Source organism: Limnobacter thiooxidans, assembly GCF_036323495.1.
GTDB classification, from domain to species: domain Bacteria; phylum Pseudomonadota; class Gammaproteobacteria; order Burkholderiales; family Burkholderiaceae_B; genus Limnobacter; species Limnobacter thiooxidans.
In genome coordinates, this window is record NZ_AP028947.1 from 1,414,074 (window position 1) to 1,434,886 (window position 20,813).

General features: G+C 52.8%; 20 protein-coding genes. 10 read left to right on the forward strand and 10 right to left on the reverse strand.

All coding sequences use genetic code 11. The annotated features are described in order from the left end of the window. Position 1 precedes the first annotated feature (1 nt). The gene (locus RGQ30_RS06440; protein WP_130556700.1) at positions 2 to 820 is read left to right on the forward strand and encodes an MBL fold metallo-hydrolase; all 819 of its coding nucleotides are present in this window, start codon (positions 2 to 4) and stop codon (positions 818 to 820) included. 118 nt (positions 821 to 938) lie between these two features. Here the strand turns inward: RGQ30_RS06440 and RGQ30_RS06445 are convergent, their stop codons facing one another. Both RGQ30_RS06445 and RGQ30_RS06450 read right to left on the reverse strand, forming a co-directional pair. Then, positions 939 to 1,160, reverse strand: coding sequence for a hypothetical protein (locus RGQ30_RS06445; protein WP_130556699.1), 222 nt, complete (start codon positions 1,158 to 1,160; stop codon positions 939 to 941). Positions 1,161 to 1,398: 238 nt separating this feature from the next. Further along, on the reverse strand, positions 1,399 to 2,550 hold the full coding sequence (locus RGQ30_RS06450; RefSeq protein WP_130556698.1) for a cupin domain-containing protein: 1,152 nt from the start codon (positions 2,548 to 2,550) through the stop codon (positions 1,399 to 1,401). 102 nt (positions 2,551 to 2,652) lie between these two features. On the opposite strand from RGQ30_RS06450, the gene RGQ30_RS06455 reads away from it, so the two are divergent. Then, the gene (locus RGQ30_RS06455; protein ID WP_130556697.1) at positions 2,653 to 3,201 is read left to right on the forward strand and encodes an FKBP-type peptidyl-prolyl cis-trans isomerase; all 549 of its coding nucleotides are present in this window, start codon (positions 2,653 to 2,655) and stop codon (positions 3,199 to 3,201) included. A 33-nt stretch (positions 3,202 to 3,234) separates the two neighbouring features. Here RGQ30_RS06455 and RGQ30_RS06460 read toward each other — a convergent pair whose 3' ends face one another. The 3 genes from RGQ30_RS06460 to RGQ30_RS06470 form a co-directional block, all read right to left on the reverse strand. Further along, the gene (locus RGQ30_RS06460) at positions 3,235 to 4,206 is read right to left on the reverse strand and encodes a metallophosphoesterase (protein ID WP_130556696.1); all 972 of its coding nucleotides are present in this window, start codon (positions 4,204 to 4,206) and stop codon (positions 3,235 to 3,237) included. Positions 4,207 to 4,238: 32 nt separating this feature from the next. After that, positions 4,239 to 6,803, reverse strand: a complete 2,565-nt coding sequence (gene mutS, locus RGQ30_RS06465; RefSeq protein ID WP_130556999.1) for a DNA mismatch repair protein MutS — start codon at positions 6,801 to 6,803, stop codon at positions 4,239 to 4,241. A 64-nt stretch (positions 6,804 to 6,867) separates the two neighbouring features. Further along, a complete protein-coding gene (locus tag RGQ30_RS06470; RefSeq protein ID WP_130556695.1) occupies positions 6,868 to 7,635 on the reverse strand; it encodes an inositol monophosphatase family protein in 768 nt (255 codons plus the stop codon). A gap of 43 nt (positions 7,636 to 7,678) precedes the next feature. Between RGQ30_RS06470 and RGQ30_RS06475 the strand changes: the two genes are divergently transcribed. After that, a complete protein-coding gene (locus RGQ30_RS06475) occupies positions 7,679 to 8,500 on the forward strand; it encodes an RNA methyltransferase (protein WP_130556694.1) in 822 nt (273 codons plus the stop codon). A 93-nt stretch (positions 8,501 to 8,593) separates the two neighbouring features. Continuing rightward, positions 8,594 to 9,361, forward strand: coding sequence for a serine O-acetyltransferase (gene cysE / locus RGQ30_RS06480; protein WP_130556998.1), 768 nt, complete (start codon positions 8,594 to 8,596; stop codon positions 9,359 to 9,361). 71 nt (positions 9,362 to 9,432) lie between these two features. Here cysE and RGQ30_RS06485 read toward each other — a convergent pair whose 3' ends face one another. The 4 genes from RGQ30_RS06485 to RGQ30_RS06500 form a co-directional block, all read right to left on the reverse strand. Further along, complete coding sequence (locus RGQ30_RS06485; protein ID WP_338284850.1) at positions 9,433 to 10,269, reverse strand: UDP-2,3-diacylglucosamine diphosphatase; 837 nt, start codon at positions 10,267 to 10,269, stop codon at positions 9,433 to 9,435. Positions 10,270 to 10,337: 68 nt separating this feature from the next. Further along, the gene (locus RGQ30_RS06490; protein ID WP_130556692.1) at positions 10,338 to 10,829 is read right to left on the reverse strand and encodes a peptidylprolyl isomerase; all 492 of its coding nucleotides are present in this window, start codon (positions 10,827 to 10,829) and stop codon (positions 10,338 to 10,340) included. Positions 10,830 to 10,951: 122 nt separating this feature from the next. Further along, on the reverse strand, positions 10,952 to 12,247 hold the full coding sequence (locus tag RGQ30_RS06495) for a L,D-transpeptidase family protein (RefSeq protein ID WP_130556691.1): 1,296 nt from the start codon (positions 12,245 to 12,247) through the stop codon (positions 10,952 to 10,954). Further along, on the reverse strand, positions 12,248 to 13,393 hold the full coding sequence (locus RGQ30_RS06500) for a nuclear transport factor 2 family protein (RefSeq protein ID WP_130556690.1): 1,146 nt from the start codon (positions 13,391 to 13,393) through the stop codon (positions 12,248 to 12,250). Between the two features lie 191 nt (positions 13,394 to 13,584). Here RGQ30_RS06500 and cysS point away from each other — a divergent pair, with 191 nt between their 5' ends. From cysS to RGQ30_RS06530, 6 genes are read left to right on the forward strand one after another with little or no spacing between them, the layout of a single operon-like run. Next, a complete protein-coding gene (gene cysS, locus RGQ30_RS06505) occupies positions 13,585 to 14,991 on the forward strand; it encodes a cysteine--tRNA ligase (protein WP_130556689.1) in 1,407 nt (468 codons plus the stop codon). Further along, positions 14,976 to 15,629: a DNA-3-methyladenine glycosylase family protein gene (locus tag RGQ30_RS06510; RefSeq protein WP_130556688.1), complete on the forward strand. Its 654-nt coding sequence runs from the start codon at positions 14,976 to 14,978 to the stop codon at positions 15,627 to 15,629. The genes cysS and RGQ30_RS06510 overlap by 16 nt, the downstream gene beginning before the upstream one ends. A 9-nt stretch (positions 15,630 to 15,638) precedes the next feature. Further along, a complete protein-coding gene (locus RGQ30_RS06515; RefSeq protein WP_130556687.1) occupies positions 15,639 to 16,601 on the forward strand; it encodes an acetyl-CoA carboxylase carboxyltransferase subunit alpha in 963 nt (320 codons plus the stop codon). Then, entirely contained in the window at positions 16,602 to 17,594 is a 993-nt protein-coding gene (tilS, locus tag RGQ30_RS06520; RefSeq protein WP_130556686.1) for a tRNA lysidine(34) synthetase TilS, read from the forward strand. Then, entirely contained in the window at positions 17,581 to 18,519 is a 939-nt protein-coding gene (locus tag RGQ30_RS06525) for a 3'-5' exonuclease (protein ID WP_338284851.1), read from the forward strand. The genes tilS and RGQ30_RS06525 overlap by 14 nt, the downstream gene beginning before the upstream one ends. Positions 18,520 to 18,523: 4 nt before the next feature. Beyond that, a complete protein-coding gene (locus RGQ30_RS06530) occupies positions 18,524 to 20,203 on the forward strand; it encodes an ATP-binding domain-containing protein (RefSeq protein ID WP_130556684.1) in 1,680 nt (559 codons plus the stop codon). Here RGQ30_RS06530 and RGQ30_RS06535 read toward each other — a convergent pair. Then, on the reverse strand, positions 20,197 to 20,799 hold the full coding sequence (locus RGQ30_RS06535; protein ID WP_130556683.1) for a hypothetical protein: 603 nt from the start codon (positions 20,797 to 20,799) through the stop codon (positions 20,197 to 20,199). The genes RGQ30_RS06530 and RGQ30_RS06535 overlap by 7 nt on opposite strands. Positions 20,800 to 20,813 lie beyond the last annotated feature (14 nt).

Here is a 20,813-nt window from a genome sequence, read left to right on the forward strand (position 1 = left end):
CGTGAAATTTGCAAGTTTGGGCAGTGGTAGCGAAGGCAACTGCTGGTTGTTCGAGTGTGGGGCCGAAAAGGCCCCAACCCGTTTGATGGTCGACTGCGGTTTTGCGGTCAAAGAGACTGTGGCCCGGCTTGAGCGAGTCGGAATCGATCCGCAGGCTGTTGATGCCATCGTTGTGACTCACGAACATGGCGACCACATTGGTGGCGTATTCAAATTCAGCCGCAAGTTTGGAACACCGGTTTACCTTACCCACGGCACTTGGCGTGCAGCCCTGCGTTCTCGTTTAACGGAACCAGATTATCTGGAGACGGGCAGGGTGGTGTTGATAGACAGCCACAGCCCAATCCAAATCAAAAAACTAACCCTGCACCCATTTCCTGTGCCGCATGACGCAGCTGAACCCATTCAAATGCTGATTGAATCAAGTGCTGGTTTCATTACGGGTATTCTGACCGATTGTGGCAGTGCTACAGCGCATTTGGTGGGTATGTTGAACCGTGCCCATGCCTTGATCCTGGAATCCAACCACTGCCCGGAAATGCTGTCCAATTCACCTTACCCACCCAGTTTGAAAAAACGGGTTAGTGGGGACTACGGCCATTTGAGCAATCAGGTGGCCTGTGACATTCTGAAAAGGCTGACTTCAGGCAACTTACGTTTCGTGGTGGCTGCCCATTTGAGCAAGACAACCAATTGTAAAGACGTGGTGCAGCAAATGTGGCACGAGGTGCTGAGCCCTCGGGGAATCGGATTCGACATTGCCTGTCAGGAAGCTGGATTTGCTTGGCGCAGCCTTGACCCAACTGCCTTTGCTGCTTGATTGGTCTGATTGTTACAAATTGACTTTTGACTCACTTCTAATTGAGACATAAAAAAAGCCCCAATGCTTTCGCTTGGGGCTTTTTCATATTCAAGCGCTTGTTGAAAGCGCATTGAAATTACTTCTTTTCTTCGGCTGGAGCAGCAGCTGGGTCAACTGGAGCTGGCTCAGTTGCTGGTGCTGGTTCAGCGGCTGGTGCTGCTGGTTCCATTGCAGGTGCAGCAGGAGCTTGTTCAGTCACTGCTGGTGCTGCTGGTTCAACTGGAGCTGCTTCTTCTTTCTTGCCACAAGCGGCCAAAGCAACAGCAAACAAAGATGCGATCAGAATTGAATTTTTCATGTTTATTCCTTTTGGGGTCACGAACTAGGCGCCGATTCAAGCGCCTTTTTTAGAGCAAATAGGCTCACAAGAGAACCCAGAATCACCCATTTTCCTGCCGGGTGTTCAAGCACTCAAGCGGAAAACTCTGCAAATTCTAACGAATAGCCTGTCAAATTCAAGTCATTGTTTCGACCTTATTTTGGAAGCAAAATTCTATTGACTTTGCCGAGTCGTTTCAAATCCTAAATGAAATTAATCACATTAGGGTTTCCACCCAACCCGCTTTTGCAAAACCAATTAAAAAATACTGGAATTCAGGATTTTTTAAAGCTTCTGCCGCGTCTGAAGGCTCCATTTCACGCTGGTTTGCGAGCATTTGCAGTTGTTTAACGGTAAGAGAAGCCTTTGGGTTGACAATCTCGCCATTGATGAAAAAAGTCTGTTCCTTGAACAACATTTTAGTTTTCATGCTCAAAGCAATCCCACGCTCGCCTAAAACACTGATTATTTCGTGTATTTCCTGATCTTCTGTGTTGTTTACAAAATACACATGAGATTTCGGTTCTGTGAGCAAAGCGCCCATGCTGCATTGGATTTGGTGCGATTCAGCGCCGAACCGGGCCAAGGAATTCAATCCAAAATTCAGCAAGTCGTCAGGAATTTCTGCGGGGTTCTTTTGAACGCTTCTTCCCGGGTCTGAAAACAGGCAATTGGTCATCTCCGGGTCTTTGTCGATCTGATCGGCCAGATCGCGAAGAATGCCACTCAGCACCTCTGCCTGTGTGGGTGCACGAAATCCGATACTCAACGTCGAACATACGTCAACTGCCGTGCCATCGTGTCCATAGTTGGGTGGCAGGTACAACATGTCCCCCGGTTCAAGAACAAACTCTTCAGTGGGTTTAAAGTTCTTGAGAATCTTAAGGGGTACACCTTCTTCGATTTGTTTGTCCTGCAGGGGGCCGATTCTCCAGCGCCGCTTGCCATGCATCTGCAACAGGAATACATCATAGGAATCGTAATGCGGCCCAACACCGCCGCCGTCACTGGCCAGGCTGAGCATGACGTCGTCGAGGCGCGCATCAGGGATGAATCTGAACAATTGAAGCAGGTCATACGCTTCCGGCAGATGGTGATCGATACCCTGCACCAACACTGTCCACGCCTTCTTGTTCATGGGCGGCAATTCTTCGAACGGACCGTGTTCCAGTGTCCAACCTGTTTTGCCATGCTGGATCAGCCGGCTTTCGATGTCTTCATCCGAGGCCATTTCCGCAATGGTGTCGAAATCACACAAGGGTTCAAAATCGGGAAAGGCTTGTCGGAACAACTTAGGTTTCTTATGCCAGTGTTCCCGCATGAACTGTTCTACGGAAAGGTCTGCAATATGCTTGAGGGGTTTAATCATGGGCTTGTTGGTTCAATTTGGGCGATTTGTGGATTACGGGTATCATAGGCCACCTTAAAAGACTGCCCACTGTTGGGGCGCTGATTTCTGGAGTTATGTACGATGATTGTTGAGCACGGCACGGTGGTTACCCTTGATTTTGAGCTGCGTGATGCGCAGGGTGAACTGATTCAGGAACACGGTGGTGAGCCTATCATTTACCTGCATGGCAGTGAAAATGAAGTGTTCCCAAAACTGCAGGAAGCCGTGGACGGCAAGGTTGTGGGCGATGAAGTGTTCGTCCAGCTTGAACCTGAGGACGCCTTTGGTGATTTCGATCCCGAACTGATGCGCGTGGAAGACCTGGACAGCTTTGGTGAAGAACTGGAAATCGGCATGCAGCTTGAAGAGGTGCCGGTTGAAGACGAGAATGAGCCAGACGAACAGGCCACTGAAGAGAACACTGGGTTTGGCCGGGTGTGGACAGTGACTGACATTGCCGAAGGCAAAGTGGTACTGGATGGTAACCATCCTTTTGCCGGTATGGCCTTGCGTTATCATCTCAAGGTATTGGATATTCGCTCAGCCAACGAGGAAGAAAAGGCGCAAGGGGCAGCAGCGCAATCCCTGTTTAGCGTGGCGCCCAACCCAGGTGCGCACAAGCTGAACTGAGATACGGTAAATCAGTCAGGAAAGCAGCCCGACCTAGTTGTTGGGCTGTGTGGTTTGGGCGATGCTGTTGACCTGAAAGGGCTTGTCCGTGCCTGGCGTGACGGTCACCTTGACCCAGGAGTTCACGAAGGGGTGCCCCCAGCCCTCTAGCCGGTAAAACAGCGCGTCCGTTTCAGATGAGCCACCGAATTTTTTCAACGAGGGCCTGTCCCATTTGAAGCGGTGCGTGTCACCATGAATCAACAGCACGGGGCGCTTGGTTTGGTTGATGTATTTGACCAAACGGTTCATGAAATTCTTGTAGCCATTGTTGAACATCCCTCCAGAACCATCGATCGGATTGCCTTGAATCGCAATGACTGTTTCAGTGGGTGATCCTTGGCCTGTGCCAAATGCTTTCTCTGCTTCACTTAGCCAGGCGTTGATGGCTTTCTCTCTTTCTTTGAAAAGGCGCTGTACCTCGGCTTTGCTGGTTTTTCTGGAGGAGGGGTGGTCCAGATCGTTGTTGCTGCCTGGAATATTCAAGCTGATGAACAGAGTGCTGCCCTGGCGCCACATCAAGTGTTCTGGAAAAGGTGCCGAGGTTTGCTGACGTACGGGGAAGTTTTGTTTGCCAAGCGAGGTTGATTGAGCAAACGCCAATTTGCGGAGGTGCGCCAGCCGATCTTGTGAATCGAAACTACCATTTGAGTCACGGTGACAATCGGTCCATTCGTTGTCACCGGGTACGAAAAGCAGTGGCCTTTCACTGCGTTGAAGTTGTTCTATGCGACGTGCCAACAACTCATCGGTGCAGGGTTCCCCGCCGCCCTTGATGTCTCCGACGTGCAATATCCAATGCACGTTCGTATCCTGATTCATGTGTTGAATCAGGCTGTCTGTGGCTGTTTCAAGCAGGTTGTTGTAGGGCTGGTCTCCCATCAATGCAAAGCTGAATGGCGTGGCTTTGGCCTGTGTTACGGGTAACAAAGCCAGCCAGGCCACTGCGAGTGTCCAGAGCAGCACACGACAACTTTCTGGTAACCTGAATATTCCTATCAACCTTGTAATCCTTTCAACTGAAACACAAGCTGCAATGCATCCCTTGGACTCAGTTCATCGGGATCAGTTTCATTGAGTTTTTCGAGAATCAGGTTGATGCTGTGCGCGCTGGCTGGTGTTTCAGCTTCAGCTTGTTCAGGCGTATCAAAAAGATCGACCTGGGCGGTCATGGCGCGTTTTTCAGCTTCAAGCTGGTCCAGGCGCTTTTGGGCGTTTTTCACGACCAGGGCTGGAAGACCTGCCAGTTTGGCCACCTGCAAACCATAGCTTTGGCTTGCCGGACCAGCTTCAATGCGGTGCAAGAACACCAATTTGCCCTGGTGTTCAGTGGCCGACAAATGCACGTTGAACACGCTGTCCAGTTCATTGCCCAGTGCTGTGATTTCAAAGTAGTGGGTGGCGAACAAGGTCAGGCACTTGTTGGTGTTGGCAAGCCGCTTGGCAATTTCCCAGGCCAGTGACAGGCCGTCAAAGGTGGAAGTGCCACGCCCGATTTCATCCATGATGACCAGGCTTTGTGGAGTGGCTTGGCGAACGATGGTTGCTGCCTCGGTCATTTCTACCATGAAGGTAGATCGACCGCCCGCCAGGTCGTCTGATGCACCGATGCGTGTGAAAATTCGATCAAGCAAGCCGATTTGGGCCGAAGCGGCTGGCACAAAGCTGCCCATGTGGGCCAGCAGTGCAATCAGCGCGGTTTGGCGCATGTACGTGCTTTTGCCGCCCATGTTGGGCCCGGTAATCAGGGCCATGTGCTTGCCGGGGTACAGGCCACAATCATTGGGGGTGAACTGTTCAACCTGCACTTCGAGCACGGGGTGGCGGCCTTGCTGAATGTTCAACAGTGCGTGGGGCACCATGTGTGGACGAACCCAATTGGCTTCAAAAGCCACCATTGCCAGCGCCGCCAGTGCGTCCAGTTCTGACAACTCTTTTGCACAACGTTGCAGAAAAGGAGTGAACTGACCCAGCCAAACCATCAGGTGTTCATAAATGACTTTTTCAAGATTCAGCGCCTTGTCTTTGGCGGACAGGGCTTTTTCCTCGAAGGCTTTCAATTCCTCGGTGATGTACCGCTCGGCGTTCTTCATGGTTTGCCGGCGGATGTAGTGCGCGGGCACCTTGTCGGCCTGGGCGCTACTCACCTCAATGTAGAAACCATGCACCCGGTTGAATTCAACTTTCAGGTTGGCAATGCCTGTGGCCTGGCGTTCCTGTTTTTCCAGTTCAATCAGGAACTGGCCGCTGCCGGTTTGAATGTTGCGCAGTTCATCGAGTTCGGCATGGTAGCCATCCGCAATCACGCCTCCATCACGGATCAGCACAGGTGGGTTGTCGGCCAGGGCCTGCACCAGTTCCGCGAGCAGTTCTGGCGGTGATTGCAATGCTTGCAACGCCAGATCGAACTCACCATCGCCAAAGCTGCGGATCAACTCGGCCACTTGCGGCAGTGCTTGCAGACTTTCCCGCAGGGCCAGCAGGTCGCGTGGTTTTGCGGTTTGCATGGCCACACGACTGCTGATGCGCTCAATGTCAGCCATGGCCCGAAGTGTTTTGACCAATCCGAAACAGGCAGGGTCGGGTGCACTGCCCAGCGTACCCAGCAGGTGTGCGATTTTGCCTTGCCGGGCTTCGATGTGGGCAATGTTACGCAAGGGCTCAAGGAGCCATTGCCTCAGCCTGCGGGCACCCATACCGCTGCCCGTTCTGTTCAGGCGGGAGAACAGGGTGGGTGCCGCTTCCCCTCGCAGGGTTTCGGTGAGCTCCAAGTTGCGCCGTGCTGCTTCGTCCAGTACAAGAAAGTCGCTTTCATGTTCAACCTGAATGTCTGAAACATGTTTGAACGTGTCCGTGCTGAGGTGGGTTTCCTTGGCGTACTGCAAGGCAGCACCCATGGCGGGTACCGCGAGCTTGGCATCTTGCAGTTCCAGGCTTTCAAGGTTGGCAGCCTGCAGAACCGCTTGCAAATGGGTTTGGGCAAAGCCCGCATCAAAGTGCCAAGCAGGGCGCTCAATCGTGCCGGTGATCTGGCTTTGCTGCGCCCAGTTGCGGTTGTTCACCAGCACCTCGGCTGCATTGAAGCGGCTCAGGTGTGCAGCCAGTGCGCCTGAATCGCATTCCAGTAATCGAATTGAACCAGCCGACAAAGCCAGGCATGCCACGCCCCAGTATTTGCCATCTTCCGAATACAGGCTGAGCAGGGTTTTGTTTTCCTGGTCAGGCAATAGGGTGGATTCTGTCAAAGTGCCAGGTGTGACCACCCGCGCCACTTTGCGCTCCATGGGGCCCTTGGTTGCGCCTGGGATACCGACCTGCTCGCAAATGGCCACTGAATGGCCCAGTGCAACCAGCTTGGCCAGGTATTGATCGGCTGCATGAAAGGGAATGCCAGCCATTGGAATAGGCTGGCCAGCTGATTGACCCCTGTGTGTCAGGGTGATACGCAGTAGTTGCGCTGCCAGTTGGGCGTCATCGAAAAACAGCTCGTAGAAATCGCCCATGCGATAAAAGAGCAGCTTGTCGGGGTATTCCGCCTTGAGCGTGAGGTACTGCTGCATCATCGGCGTGTGGTTTTCAAACGCCTGTGATGCAGCCTGATTGTTGGTGTTCGCGGGCCGGGTCAACTTACTTGAAGCTCAACAGGTATTGAAGCGCTTTGGGGTTGCCGGCAACGGCGTTGCCTGTTTCCATGTAGGTGTCATTGCCTTGTGGGTCGGTGATCAATCCACCGGCTTCAGACACCAGCAGAACACCCGTTGCCAAGTCCCAAGGCTTCAAACCAAAGCACATGTAGCCATCAAGACGGCCGCAGGCCACATAAGCCAGGTCGAGCACTGCCGAGCCGGATTTGCGGATGCCCGCTGTGCTTTCAGTCAGTGCCAGCATCTTGCGCTTGACGCCCAGCGAGCCTTCGTTCTGACCGCTTGGAAATGCGAAACCGACCAGAAATTCATTGGGTTTGCTGCGCTTGGAGACGCGAATGCGGCGGTTGTTCAAAAACGCACCTTCACCCTTGGATGCGGTGAACAGGTCGTTTGTCGCCGGGTTGTAAACCACAGCCTGCTGCACATGGCCATGAACACGCAAGGCGATGGAAATCGCGTAGTGTGGATAGCCGTGAATGAAGTTGGCCGTGCCATCGATTGGGTCAATCACCCACTCGTAATCGGATTTGCCGGAGGCACCGCTTTCCTCAGCTAGAATGGCGTGGTCCGGAAAAGCCTGCTTGAGAACGTCGATAATGACGCTTTCAGCAGCCTGATCGGTTTCGGTGACGAAATCGTTGGGGCCTTTGACCCCGATTTTTACCTGATCGAGGTCAAGCTCCGCTCGGTTGATGATTTTTCCCGCAGCGCGAGCGGCTTTCACCGCCACGTTCAACATCGGATGCATGGCCTTTCCTTTCAATTTGAATACGTTTAACCTGACATTATAAATGACCGCAGCCATTTCCCTTGAAGCCATTTCAATAGTTCTTGTAAAAACAAGTCATCCGGGCAATGTGGGTTCGGTGGCCAGGGCCATGAAAACCATGGGCTTGAGCGATTTACGACTTGTTTGCCCCAAAACAGCAGATATTTGCAGCGCTGAAGAGGCCATTTCGCTGGCAAGTGGCGCAGCCGATGTGCTGGAGAAGGCGCGTATTTATGACTCCCTGCCCGATGCGTTGGCTGACCGAAGCGTGGCTTTTGCACTGTCTGCCCGCTTGCGCGAGCTGGGGCCTGGCTTGCAAAGTCCACAAGAAGCTGCCCGAGAGGCATTGGCGTTGACGGGCCAGGGTGTGGGTGCTGCTTTTGTGTTTGGTGCCGAACGCACGGGGCTCAGCAATGACGAGTTGCTGGTGTGTAACCGGCAGGTCACCATTGCAGCGAATCCGGTTTACAGTTCCTTGAACCTGTCGCAAGCCGTGCAGATTGTGGCGTATGCCTTGCGAACTGAATGGGCCTCGGGTGTTGAAACCGTTGGTGTTGAAAGCACAGGCTCAGCATCGCTTTCCAGTGTTCTGGAGAAGGGCGACAGGCTGGCCACCGTGAAAGCTGTTGCCGATTTGCAGGCCCACTGGTTGCAAGCCATGGAGGCAGTGGATTTCATTAACCCGGACAAGCCCAAGAAAGTGGTTCAACGCCTGGCCCGCATGCTGGCCAAAACCCCGCTTGAACAGGAAGAGGTTGACATGCTGCGCGGTTTTTTCTCGGATATCATTCGCGTGGTGGACAACCGCCTGTATCCCCATGAATTTGAGCGCAAGAAGCCCTAGTGCAGCCGTGATACACTGCGGCGACGCCCTTTGGGCATTCTGCAAATCGCCATTGGCGGCTTGGCACAACCACTGATTCAAGGCTTTTCGCGCATGTGGATTCGATTACGAGAAGACATCGACACGATTTTGAAAAAGGACCCCGCTGCCCGCGGCAGGTTGGAAGTTTTCCTTTGCTATCCCGGGCTGCACGCATTGATGTGGCATCGATTGGCCCACAGTTCGTGGAATGCGGGCTTGACCACACTGGCGCGTTTTCTGTCCCACCTGGGGCGTTTTTTCACCGGGATAGAAATTCACCCCGGTGCAACAATTGGCCGTCGTGTGTTCATTGATCATGGCATGGGTGTGGTCATTGGCGAAACCGCTGAAATTCATGACGACGTGACCATTTACCAAGGCGTAACTTTGGGTGGTACATCCCTGGCCAAAGGCAAACGCCACCCGACCCTTGAAAAAGGCGTTGTTGTGGGTGCGGGTGCGCAAGTGTTGGGTCCGTTCACTGTGGGTGAAGGCGCCAAGATTGGTTCGAATGCGGTCGTAACAAAGCCGGTACCTGCGGGCGCCACTGCGGTGGGTAACCCCGCCCGAATGATAGTGAAGGCCGAAGAGCGCGCTCCGGGTGAGGAACTGACCGGTGCTGCCAGAACGAAGGAAGAGTTTTCAGCTTACGGCGTATCCAAAAACGGCGATGACCCTTTGATCAAGGCCATGCACGGCTTGATTGATCAAGCCATTGCCCAGCAGCAGCGCATTGATCAACTGGAAAAACTGTTGAATAAGGGCAAACCTGAAGCAGATTGCGAAGGCGTGGCAGACTGCGAAGAACTGAAGGCCCTGAACAAACTGGTAGACAATTAAGTCGGTTGAGCTTGGTAAGCCTTTAATGAAGTCACTAAGTCAGCCCTTGAGTCAGCTGTTAACTCCGCGCTTCAGGCCGCCCGATTAAACAAGGTCAGGCTGAAATCACCGTTTGACAACATTTTGACAAAACCGCCCGTGTGGCGGTTTTTTTCGGGCTGATCGAAGTCCCAGTCAGGTAACACGATTCTCAAACCCTTCTGAAGGAAAGCCTGTGTGCTTTCCGGTTTTTCCGGTGCTTTGCTGTCAAGGGTAGGGTGTATGGCACAACGGTGGGTGTGCCCGTGCAGAATCACGTCGCTTTTGCCCACGTAGTAACCGTCCGGCCACTTGCCTTGAAATGAATCGGCAACGGCTTGCCGGTTGGCATCCATGATGTTCAAGGCACTGTTGGCCTTGTGCATTTTGCTTTCGCTGCGAATGGACTTGGCCATTTCAATTCTTTGTTCAAGGGGTAAAGCCAATAGCTTGGCTTGCCATTGTTCACTGCGGCTTTGAATGCGAAATTGCTGATAGGCCCTGTCGTCTGTGCACAATTGATCGCCATGGGTGATCAGCACGACGTGGTGGTTCACCATCAGGAATTCTGGGTCGGGCAGCAGTTCCAGCCCGGCGGATTCAGCAAAACTTTCGCCCAATAGAAAGTCGCGATTACCGTGCATGAAAAACACCCGAGCCCCTGCGGACTGCGCACTTTGAACGGCCTGTGCCACCCGTTCTATGGTGCGGTCGCCGTAATCGTCGCCGTACCAGACTTCGAACAGATCACCCAGCAGAAACACCAAAGCGCCATCTTGAGCCACGCTAGCGAGCCAGTTTTCAAATGCGTCGAGTGTTTTGGGAGTGTGTTCAGACAAATGCAGGTCTGATGCAAAAAATGCGGCACCGTGTTGCGGAATTTCGATCAAGGTCTTGCCTGACAAGAATTGGACTTAAAAAAAGCCCTTTTCACAGGGCTTTTTTCGGGTCTACAAAATTAAAGTACTTCGACGCCTTGAATAATCACGTCTTCAACGGGCACATCCTGGTGGAAGCCTTTGGAACCGGTTTTTACGCCCACAATTTTGTCGACGATGTCCTGGCCTTCAGTGACCTTGCCAAAGACGCAATAGCCCCAGCCCTGTGGTGTCGGGCTATTGAAGTTCAAGAACTCGTTGTTTTCCACGTTGATGAAAAACTGGGCGGTAGCAGAATGAGGATCATTCGTGCGGGCCATGGCCAGGGTGTACTTCTCGTTCTTCAATCCATTGTCCGCTTCGTTTTTAACGGGGTCTTTGGTTGGCTTCTGTTTCATGCCGGATTCAAAACCGCCACCTTGAACCATGAAGCCGCGAATCACGCGGTGAAAAATGGTGTTGGTGTAAAAGCCGCTTTTTGCATATTCAAGAAAATTGGCCACTGTGGCAGGTGCTTTTTCAGCGTCGAGGGTGATTGTGATGTCACCAAAATTTGTTTTAAGTTTGACCATGGTTTGTTTTTTCGTTTTTGCAAACGCAGAGGAGATTGAAAAATTGCCGATGCCGGCAGCAAACGCTGAGAACATCGACCACTTGAGAAAAACACGTTTGCTTTGAGTCACAGACGATTCCCTTACAGTTTATAGGTGTCTTCCTGAACAATTTGCCAGCGGGTTCCGACCTTCATCCAATACTGTTGCTTCCGTCTTTCACCAGACAGCTTGTCGGCTTGCTTGAAGGAAATCAGCATCATGTCTTTGTCACTGGGGTAGCGCATTACTGTCAGATCGTCGATCTTGATTTTACCAAATGACTTGTTTGCGATCTGATTACTACGCTGCCATTCAACAAGGCCCTGACCATCGATTTTAACATTGCTGGCGTAGTGATAAATTCCTTTTGAAAAGCCTTTCTCAAGGTCTTTTTTCCAGGTGTCCACCATGCGAAGCGCCGCTTTGCGATGGCTTTGCCAGACTTCCAATGGCACGAAATCAAGCCGTTCGCTGATAACCACTTGTGTGTTACCGATGTCCACAAATTTTTTCAAGGCCAACAAATCCTGATTGGCCAATACGACGCAGCCATCGCTCGCTTTTGGAGGGCGGCTCACATAATTCTTGGGCATGCCGTGCAACCAAATGCCGTAGCCGGTCTTGCCCAAACGCCTGTCCCAAGAGTTGGGGTAATCAATGGGCAGGGCCATGGGTCCGTAAAAATCAGTCAGCTTTTCCTTGGGCAACAGTTCGGTAATGGTGTAAACACCGATGGGGGTGCGTTTGTCGCCTTCCCGAACCTTGACCGCACCCATTTTGCCCTGTGACACGTAAAAGTCGGTGACCAGACGCGGTTGCGGGAATGCGTTTTCATACAAAAACAGGCGCGACCGGGTGGTGTCCACCAGAATTACATAGCGCTGATCGTCGTGCATTTGCATCAACTCAGCTGGCAGAAGGTCTCGCTGAGGTCGGTCTTTCACGGCTTTGAAACGGGCTATTGCTTCTTCTCGCAATTCGGCCAGTTCATCTCGTTTGCCGCGTGGAACATTCGGCATGTCCCCGATGTTTTTCAGTGGTCTGCCAGCTTTCAACGACAAAATGTCGCCTTTCAGCATGTGTCCGAGGTAAAAGTTCGGAAATTCGGCAAGTAACCGGTCGGTCAGGGTTAACGCCCTGTCAAGGTCGTGCTTGCTTAACGCGGTGTAAATGTCTTCCACTGCGGTGTCAATCACAGGTCTGTAAGTTTCGCTTTCAAACAATCGACCGGCCAGTGAGCCCGACCGGCCCTGAGCACCAGAATAGCCAGCCAATTGAATTGAATCGTTTGAGCTGGAGTCAACAAAAGAGGGCGCTGCCGTGAAAGTCCAGAACACGAGAGGCAGGGTAAGCCTGGCGCCCCGGAAAATTCGGTGTAGCGTTCTTTTTGAAAACATTTAGCTGCCCACCCGCTCGCTGACAATTTTCCAGGTGCCACCTTCCTGCTTCATGGTCAATGTTTTGCTGGAAATGTTGTTCAGTCGGTTGGAGAAATAGCTCTGCTTGAATTTCACCACGGCTTCATCGCCAGTGATGGTAATCAATGGGTTTTCAACTACAACCCGAATTGTTTCCTTGCCAACAATGCGCTGTTCACGCATTTTTTCCCAGTTGGCTCGGCTCATCTTTCCTGGGGTGTCGAAATCCTGACTGTAAGCGTTCAAATAGCCTGCGATGTCCTGGTCAGTCCATGCTTTTGCCCATGCTTCAACAGAAGCCAATACTTGTCTGTCCATGCCAATCGTGTTGGCTTTCGTTTCAGCCGGATTGCTGGCCGTAATGGCTGGCGCGGGTACAGGGGCAGGTCTGGAAGGCGCTACAGCAACAGCCGGTGGTGCGACAACAACGGGTGCCGGGGCGGATACTACAGGCGCAGGATCAGCCTTGGGTTCTTCCTTGACCACGGGTGGTTTTGCCACTGGCGCTGGTGCTGGTGCTGGCGCTGATTTGCCGGAGGGCGCTGCGGCTGCGACAACAGCCACTGCTTCCGGTTTGCCTGCGATCAGGTTACGAACCAACGACAATTTGGTTTGCGCGGTGGAATTTCTGCCATCCAGCTGCAAAGCCTTGTCGTAAGACTGACTGGCCAGCTTGGCATACACATCGCCCAGGTTTTCATGAGCAGTGGCGTAGCTTGGATGGGTGCGAATGGCCATTTCCAGTGCTTCGCGTGCCTTTTCATATTCACCGCGGCCTGCATACAGCACGGCGAGGTTGTTATAAGGCTCGGGCAACTCAGGGAAATCTTCGGTCAGCTTCGTGAAAATGGTGATCGCTTCAGCGGTTTTGTTGCGCTCGGTGAGGATCAACCCTTTCAGAAAGCGCATTTGTGCGTCATTGGGGCGATTGGCCAGATACGCGTCTGCACGGGCTTGTGCCTGTTCAAACTGGCTTCGTTGAATGAGCCTGGACACTTCATCCGCTTCATCGGCATGGCTGGGCGCACCGGCGAATGCCAAACCCATGAGCGCAAACAGCAAGGCATACTTGCTTTTTACGAATTTGCCACTGATTGACGACGTGATTGTTTTTTTTGCCTGCATTCGGTTGCGCCTTTGCGGGGTTACCCGTTTCATCTGATTGGTTGGGAAAAACTCGATCATGCGTAATGATATACTCGACAGCTATTGTAGCAAGCCCCAGAGCGGGTTGGCTTCTGAACGGGGTTTCCTGTCAAATCCTGTCTTAGATTGTAACGCTTTGAACGGCCATGTCCGTCCTTTTTCCGAGTCCAATGAAATCGTCTCTCCAAATTTACAATTCAATTCTAAGGAAAAAGCAGGCATTTTCGCCCCTTGATCCGCAGAACGTCCGGATGTACGTGTGTGGCATGACAGTCTATGACTTCTGCCACCTGGGCCATGCCCGGGTCATGGTTGTGTTCGATTTGCTCAAACGCTGGTTGCGCGCCTCGGGCTATCCTGTGACCTATGTGCGCAACATCACCGACATTGATGACAAGATCATTCGCCGAGCAGTTGAGAACGGGGAAAGCATTCGTGCGTTGACTGACCGGTTTATTGCGGCGATGCACGAAGATGCCGATGCATTGGGCATTGAGCGGCCCGACCACGAGCCCCGTGCTACTGAGTATGTGGCGGAAATGCAGGAAATGATTCAAACGCTGATGGACAAGCGTCTGGCATATCGGGACGATTCCGGCGATGTGAATTTTGCCGTTCGCGCTTTTCCTGAGTATGGCCGATTGTCGGGCAAAAGCCTGGATGAACTGCGTGCCGGTGAGAGGGTAGGCGTTTCAGGCAACAAAAATGATCCGCTAGACTTTGTGCTGTGGAAAAGTGCGAAGGCCGAAGAGCCTGAAGATGCCAAATGGGAATCCGGTTTTGGTGTGGGTCGCCCCGGTTGGCATATTGAATGCTCCGCCATGAGTTGCAAATTACTGGGCAATTCATTCGACATTCATGGCGGTGGTGCCGATTTGCAATTTCCCCATCATGAGAATGAAATTGCCCAAAGCGTGGGTGCCTCGGGCGAAGATTTTGCCAAATACTGGATGCACAACGGTTTTGTGAGGGTTGAAACTAACGGCCAGTCTGAAAAAATGTCGAAATCGTTGAATAATTTCTTCACGATTCGCGATATTTTGAAAGTTTATGATGCAGAGGTGGTGCGGTTTTTCATCTTGCGCGCCCAATATCGAAGCCAGCTCACTTACTCGGAAGGCCATGTGCAGGACGCCAAATCTGCTTTGGCTCGCCTGTACACCGCCGTGGGTGATGCGCCTGCTGCTGAATCGATCGACTGGGATCAGGAGTTCGAGGCCCGGTTTGCTGAAGCCATGAACGACGACATGAACACGCCAATTGCCGTGTCGGTGTTGTTTGACATGGCCGCTGAAGTGAATCGCACCACCGACCTTGCACTGGCTTCGCGTTTGAAGGCGCTGGCCAATCTTCTGGGTTTGCTGGGTCGTACCGCACAAGCGTTCCAGCAGGCGGAAGTGGGTGAACTGCCTGGCGGGCTTGATGAACAGGCCATTCAGGCCCTGATTGATGCGCGCACCCAGGCCAAAGCTGACCGTGACTTCGCCAAATCCGATGCCATCCGCCAGCAATTGCTAGATGCTGGAGTCATTCTGGAAGACAAACGGGGCGGTGCCACCGAATGGCGCCGGGCCTGAACCTGAATCTGGACCCTCAGGCACCTGCCTATTGGCAGGAGGCTTGCACTGCGTTGGCTTTGCAAAGCCCTGTGTGGGCTGAACTGGTCAATCGCCACACCGACCGCGCCCTTCGATCCCGAGGGGCACCTTATGAAACCATGCTGCGCTCGCTGGTGGGTCAGCAAATTTCAGTCAAGGCTGCTGAAGCTGTTTGGTTAAGGGTTGTGCAAGCCCTGAATGGCGAATTGAGCAGTCAGGTCTTGCTCGCTCTAAATGATGACATCTTGAAGGCGACAGGTCTTTCCCGCCAGAAAATTGCGTACTCACGGGCCTTGAGCGAATTTGAGCAAAAAGGCCTTCTCGAATTGAATTTGCTTGACAGCATGGATGACGAAGCCTGCACCCGACATCTTTGTGAAATCAAGGGCGTAGGCCGCTGGACAGCCCAGATGTTCTTGATGTTCTGTTTGCGCCGGCCCGATGTTTGGCCCGTGGATGACATTGGCGTGCAGCGCGGTATCTCCCGCCAATTTTTCGAAGGCGAACCCATCGGACCGAAAGAAGCACTACAATTCGGGGAAAAATTAAAACCTTGGCGTACTGTGGCAGCGTGGTATTTGTGGCGCAGCCTTGACCCTGTCGTGGTTGACTATTAAGAGAGCCTCATGAAGCAAACATTTCTTGATTTTGAAGCACCGATTGCCGAACTCAAGGGCAAAATTGACGAGCTGCGCCTGGTACAAGACGGCTCGGCTGTGGATTTGTCGGAGGAAATTCGTCGTCTTGAAGGCAAGAGCGATGTATTGACCAAAGAGCTGTACGGCAAATTGACACCCTGGCAGGTTTCGCAGGTGGCCCGCCACCCGCAGCGCCCTTACACCCTGGATTACATCGCGCACGCATTCACTGACTTTCACGAATTGCATGGCGATCGGCATTTTGCGGACGACCCTTCCATTGTGGGCGGTTTGGCCCGTCTGGATGGCGAAAGTGTGATGGTGATTGGTCACCAGAAGGGCCGTGATGTCAAGGAGCGCACCTTGCGCAACTTCGGCATGCCGCGCCCCGAAGGGTACCGGAAGGCGTTGCGCTTGATGAAAACCGCTGAAAAGTTCGGCATTCCGATTGTCACCCTGGTGGACACCCCCGGCGCTTATCCTGGTATTGATGCTGAGGAGCGCGGACAGTCAGAGGCAATTGGGCGAAACCTGATTGAAATGGCGCAAATTCAAGTGCCCATCGTCAGTGCCGTTATTGGTGAAGGAGGCTCTGGTGGTGCCTTGGCGCTGGCTGTAGCCGACCATGTCATCATGATGGAGTTTGCGACTTATTCCGTGATTTCTCCTGAAGGATGTGCATCCATATTGTGGCGCAGTGCCGAGCGTGCATCCGATGCGGCAGAAGCTTTGGGCATTACCGCCAAACGCTTGCGCGACTTGGGGCTGATTCAGGAAATCGTCAAAGAAAGTTTTGGTGGTGCCCACCGGGACCACGCGCAAACAGCCAGCAACCTGAAATCGTCAATCAAGTCTGCATTGACCTTGCTGGTGACCTACAAACCCAAAACACTGCTGGACGCGCGCCACGACCGTTTGATGAGTTACGGACATTTCAAGGTGAGCAAGTAATTGAGGGCTTTGCTTGAAGGGTTTTTAAGCAACTTCAAGCACGATGAATCACCGCCTGCCTGTTTCGTTGTTGCGTATTCTGGCGGTGTGGATTCCACGGTGCTGCTTCATGCGCTTCGGGCCTTGCATATGCCCTTGCATGCGGTGCATGTGAATCATCGTCTTCAGCCCCAAGCCAATGATTGGGAATTGCATTGCGAAACCCAATGCCAAAAGCTTGGTGTGCCGTTCACCGCTTTGCGGGTGGATGTGCACCAAGGAAGTGACGGCCTTGAGGGCGCGGCCCGTCTTGCGCGTTACCGTGCCATTTTTGAATGGATGAAGCTGCAAGGCCACACGGTATTGCTGTGTGCGCACCACCTTGATGATCAACTGGAAACAGTTCTGTTGCAATTGTTCCGCGGGTCGGGCCTGCGCGGTGTGGGCGGCATGCGGGCGTTGGGCCCGGTCGGTGTTGATCGCCACTTGCACCCAGAATTGCGGCTGGGGCGACCTTTGCTGGCTTGCAGCAAGGCTGACATTCTGAACTATGCCCGGGAACACCAACTGGGCCATGTTGTAGACCTCAGCAATGAAGACATCACCTTGCGTCGCAACTGGGTTCGACACGAGTTGTTGCCCAGCCTGGCTGAACACTTTCCACAAGGCCCAAAGGCCTTGTTGCAACTGGCTGCGCATTTTCAGGCACACTATTCAAACGAAGATGCCCGGGCCGATGAGGCTGCGCAACAGGCAGTCGGCTCAACTGGCGAATTGCTGCTTGAACCTTGGCTCGCCTTGGATGAAAGCGTGCAATTGACGACCCTGCGCCACTGGCTGCTGGGGCAGGGTGTGCGATGTGGCAAATTGAAACTGCTTGAATTGGCCCGGCAACTGCGGATCAGGAAAGGTGGTGTAAGGCAAGTCAACAAAGGCTGGGCGGTCAAAGTGAGCAAAGGCTTGGCCCGGCTGCAATATACCCTACAAAAGGACACTGGCTTTGAACAGCAATGACGCAACAGAAAGCATCGGCAACATCGACCCTGAAACAGTGGCCCAATGGCTTGAAAAAAGCGGTGACTACAAGGTGTTGCGTCGCATTCAGATGCGCGAACGTTTTGGCGGGCCCGTCAGCAGCCCGGTGAAAGTGCTGGTTGTGGACACGGAAACCACTGGCCTTGACTTTGAAACCTGTGAAGTCATCGAGGTGGGCGCACTGCTGGTGGAAGTGGATCCGGATACCGGAGAAGTGGGCGTCGTGCTGGGCAGCTTTGGCGGGCTTGAAGAGCCAAAGGAGCCTATTTCTCCCGAGAATTCTGCCATTCATGGCATTACCAACGACATGGTCAAAGGGCACACCTTTGACGAGCAGGCTTTGAAGGCCTTGTGCGATGAGGCTGTACTTTTTGTCGCTCACAATGCGGCGTTTGACAAGCCTTTCATGCTGCGCCGCTTTCCCTGGCTTGAAAAAACCACTTGGGCCTGCACCTTCCGGGAACTGCCCTGGGCCCAGGAAGGTTACACGGGTCGAAAACTGGAGTATCTGTTGTCCGACTGCGGTTTTTTTCATGGCGCACACCGTGCAGTGGAAGATTGCAACGCGCTGCTGCATGTTCTCGCTCAACCATTGAAGACCTCTCAACGCATGCCGTTTCAGGTTTTGTTCGACAGTGCGAATGAATCGATTTATCAAATTGCCGCATTGAAAGCGCCATTTGAAAAGAAGGATTTCCTGAAGTCCCGGGGCTTTCGCTGGAACGCGGGTGACCGTGTTTGGGAATATGAAGCGGTCGGGTTTTCAGAGGGCAAGGAAGTGATCGAATGGTTGCGTGAGCAGGTGTACTGTACAAAGGACAAAATCATGTTGGGCTTTCGAATTCAGGCAGGTGTTGACCGTTATTCGGGCGCCGAGTTGAAACAACAGTTCAAAGAGGTTTAAGCACTTGCCCGCAACAGTATATCCCTCAGACACAAGCGCTTTGGCGCTGGATGGCGCACAGGCCCGTGAACGGGATGTACTGCTGCAGCTGCAGGCTCAACTACCTGGAGATTTCACGATTTACCACGGCATACACTGGTCGCGCATAGAGCACGGCCTGACTGTGACTGGGCGAATCCAGTTTTTGGTGTTAAGCCCCAGCGGTCTTGTATTTATTGTGTTGATGAAGACTGGCTTGATGAAGGTGGAAGAAGGTCGGGTATTCAAACAACTGGGTGAACAGCGTCAGGATGTATTTCATGCCTTGGCTGAGCAGGGCGCTTTGCTGGCTCAAAAGTTTCGGCAGCAGCATTCAATGAGTTTGCAACTTGAGCCAATTTTCTATTGCCCCGATTTCACGGTGCCCGAGCTAACGGGTTTAACCGTGAATGCAGAGCGCGTAGTGGACGCTCGCAGAAAAGACCAATTGGCTTGGCTTCTACAAACGATTGATTCCAGCGTGCAGTTGCCGTTTGATAAAACACGCAACAGGCAAATTCATTCTTTTTTGTGCAATGTACTGAACCTGGTGCCAGAGGTGGGGGCGCTTGCTCAGGCTGCGGAAACTCTGGTTACACGTTTGTCGCATGGCCTGGAGCAATGGGTGGCCCGGCTCAGTTTCGAGCCCTTTCGCTTGCGTGTCAGTGGCACCGCGGGCAGTGGCAAGTCCCAGCTGGCTTTTGCAGAGCTTCAGCGCAATCACACGCTAAAAGCCCGGTCACTTTACGTGTGTTACAACCGGCCTTTGTCTTCTCATATGGCGCAGCAGGTTCGTGAAGCCGCTTTGATGGGTGCGGCTGTTTTCAATTTTCACGCCTTGTGCGACCGCATGCTGCGCGATGCCGGGCAGGAAGTGGATTATTCCGCACCTGGTGTATTTGGCCGGTTGGCCGAGCAGGTTTTGGCCACACAGCTGGACAAGCGCTGGGTATTTGATTCAATTGTGGTGGATGAGGGGCAGGACTTTGATCAAAGCTGGTTGCCAGTACTTCAACGTTGCGCCCATTCGGGAACGCGCTGGCTTTGGCTGGAAGATCCGATTCAAAATCTGTACGGCAAGCCTGCAATCAGCCTTCCCGGTTGGGTGAATTTGCACACGCCCATGAATTTCCGAAATCCGAAAAGGGTGGTGCAGGCTTTGTTGTTGATGCAACAGGCGTTCCAGTTCGATTCGCAACTGGATCTGGATGTGGAAGCGGCTTGTCCGCTGGAAGGTTTGCCGTTGGAGTTTTTTGAGTATGACAGCGAAGAAGGTTTGCTTGCGCAAACCGCTAAAGCGATTACGGCGTGCTTGAGGCACGGTTTTACACGCAACCAGATTGCTGTGCTCAGCATGCGCGGACATGAAAAATCCAGAATTCTGGCACAGGCCAGCCTGGGGCCCCACAGCTTGAGACATTTCACCGGCCGTTATGACACGCACGGGAGCCAGATTTTCACTGAAGGCAATGTACATGCGGAATCGGTTTATCGATTCAAAGGGCAATCAGCGCAAGCTGTGGTGGTGACGGAATTGGCTTTTGATGATTTTACGGAATCTGATTTCAGGAAACTATTTGTGGCCATGACCCGCGCCAAACTGTTGTTGATACTGGTGGGGCAGACTGACACGTTGGCCAGGCTGCGCGGTGCCATTCACTACTGAATTTGCCACGCACCCTTGCTGGGCGAGCACACTTCGCCGCGAAATTTTTTCTTTTCGCCGTTCACAATGGTTACGCCCAAGAATGTTCGGCAGGTGTCAGACTTCGCACCCGGCGACAGGTAAACCCCGACACCATTCACCGGGTTAAGCCAGCGCACGGCCTGACCTGAAGGAACAAGTTCCATGGTGTGACCAAAGCAATGGGAATCCACGGCAAGTGCATCAACCAAGGTTGATTGGGGAAAAATCGATTGGAAAGCGGGACCGGACTGAACATGAGCCATTTGCTGAACCAAGGTGCCTTTCAATGCTTCACCCTGAACCCCTTTTGCATCACATTGACCTCTCAAAACTCCAAAGTCGCTGACCCATCCCTTGCCTGTGTAACCGATGAAATTTTTGGCGTGGACCCATTGCGCTGGCAATGCCGTTAAAAGTGCGAGCAGACAAAGAACAGTGTTATGGCGTACTTTGACAATGGACATGGAAGAATACTGGACTGGGCAGCCTGAAGACATTGATAAAAACGGTGTGTATGCAAGTTTAGTTGACCCAATGAGTGTATCTTTTTCTGTATAAAAAAACACAATAAGCACCCTGGAGACCGCAC

What these genes read in the sequence shown, in the direction of transcription:
- RGQ30_RS06445 (WP_130556699.1), bottom strand. Translation starts at nt 1,160, where the DNA reads ATGAAAAATTCAATTCTGATCGCATCTTTGTTTGCTGTTGCTTTGGCC.
- cysE (WP_130556998.1), top strand. Translation starts at nt 8,594, where the DNA reads ATGTGGATTCGATTACGAGAAGACATCGACACGATTTTGAAAAAGGAC.
- RGQ30_RS06455 (WP_130556697.1), top strand. Translation starts at nt 2,653, where the DNA reads ATGATTGTTGAGCACGGCACGGTGGTTACCCTTGATTTTGAGCTGCGT.
- RGQ30_RS06510 (WP_130556688.1), top strand. Translation starts at nt 14,976, where the DNA reads ATGGCGCCGGGCCTGAACCTGAATCTGGACCCTCAGGCACCTGCCTAT.
- RGQ30_RS06450 (WP_130556698.1), bottom strand. Translation starts at nt 2,550, where the DNA reads ATGATTAAACCCCTCAAGCATATTGCAGACCTTTCCGTAGAACAGTTC.
- RGQ30_RS06515 (WP_130556687.1), top strand. Translation starts at nt 15,639, where the DNA reads ATGAAGCAAACATTTCTTGATTTTGAAGCACCGATTGCCGAACTCAAG.
- RGQ30_RS06470 (WP_130556695.1), bottom strand. Translation starts at nt 7,635, where the DNA reads ATGCATCCGATGTTGAACGTGGCGGTGAAAGCCGCTCGCGCTGCGGGA.
- RGQ30_RS06500 (WP_130556690.1), bottom strand. Translation starts at nt 13,393, where the DNA reads ATGCAGGCAAAAAAAACAATCACGTCGTCAATCAGTGGCAAATTCGTA.
- RGQ30_RS06495 (WP_130556691.1), bottom strand. Translation starts at nt 12,247, where the DNA reads ATGTTTTCAAAAAGAACGCTACACCGAATTTTCCGGGGCGCCAGGCTT.
- RGQ30_RS06475 (WP_130556694.1), top strand. Translation starts at nt 7,679, where the DNA reads ATGACCGCAGCCATTTCCCTTGAAGCCATTTCAATAGTTCTTGTAAAA.
- RGQ30_RS06490 (WP_130556692.1), bottom strand. Translation starts at nt 10,829, where the DNA reads ATGGTCAAACTTAAAACAAATTTTGGTGACATCACAATCACCCTCGAC.
- cysS (WP_130556689.1), top strand. Translation starts at nt 13,585, where the DNA reads ATGAAATCGTCTCTCCAAATTTACAATTCAATTCTAAGGAAAAAGCAG.
- mutS (WP_130556999.1), bottom strand. Translation starts at nt 6,803, where the DNA reads ATGATGCAGCAGTACCTCACGCTCAAGGCGGAATACCCCGACAAGCTG.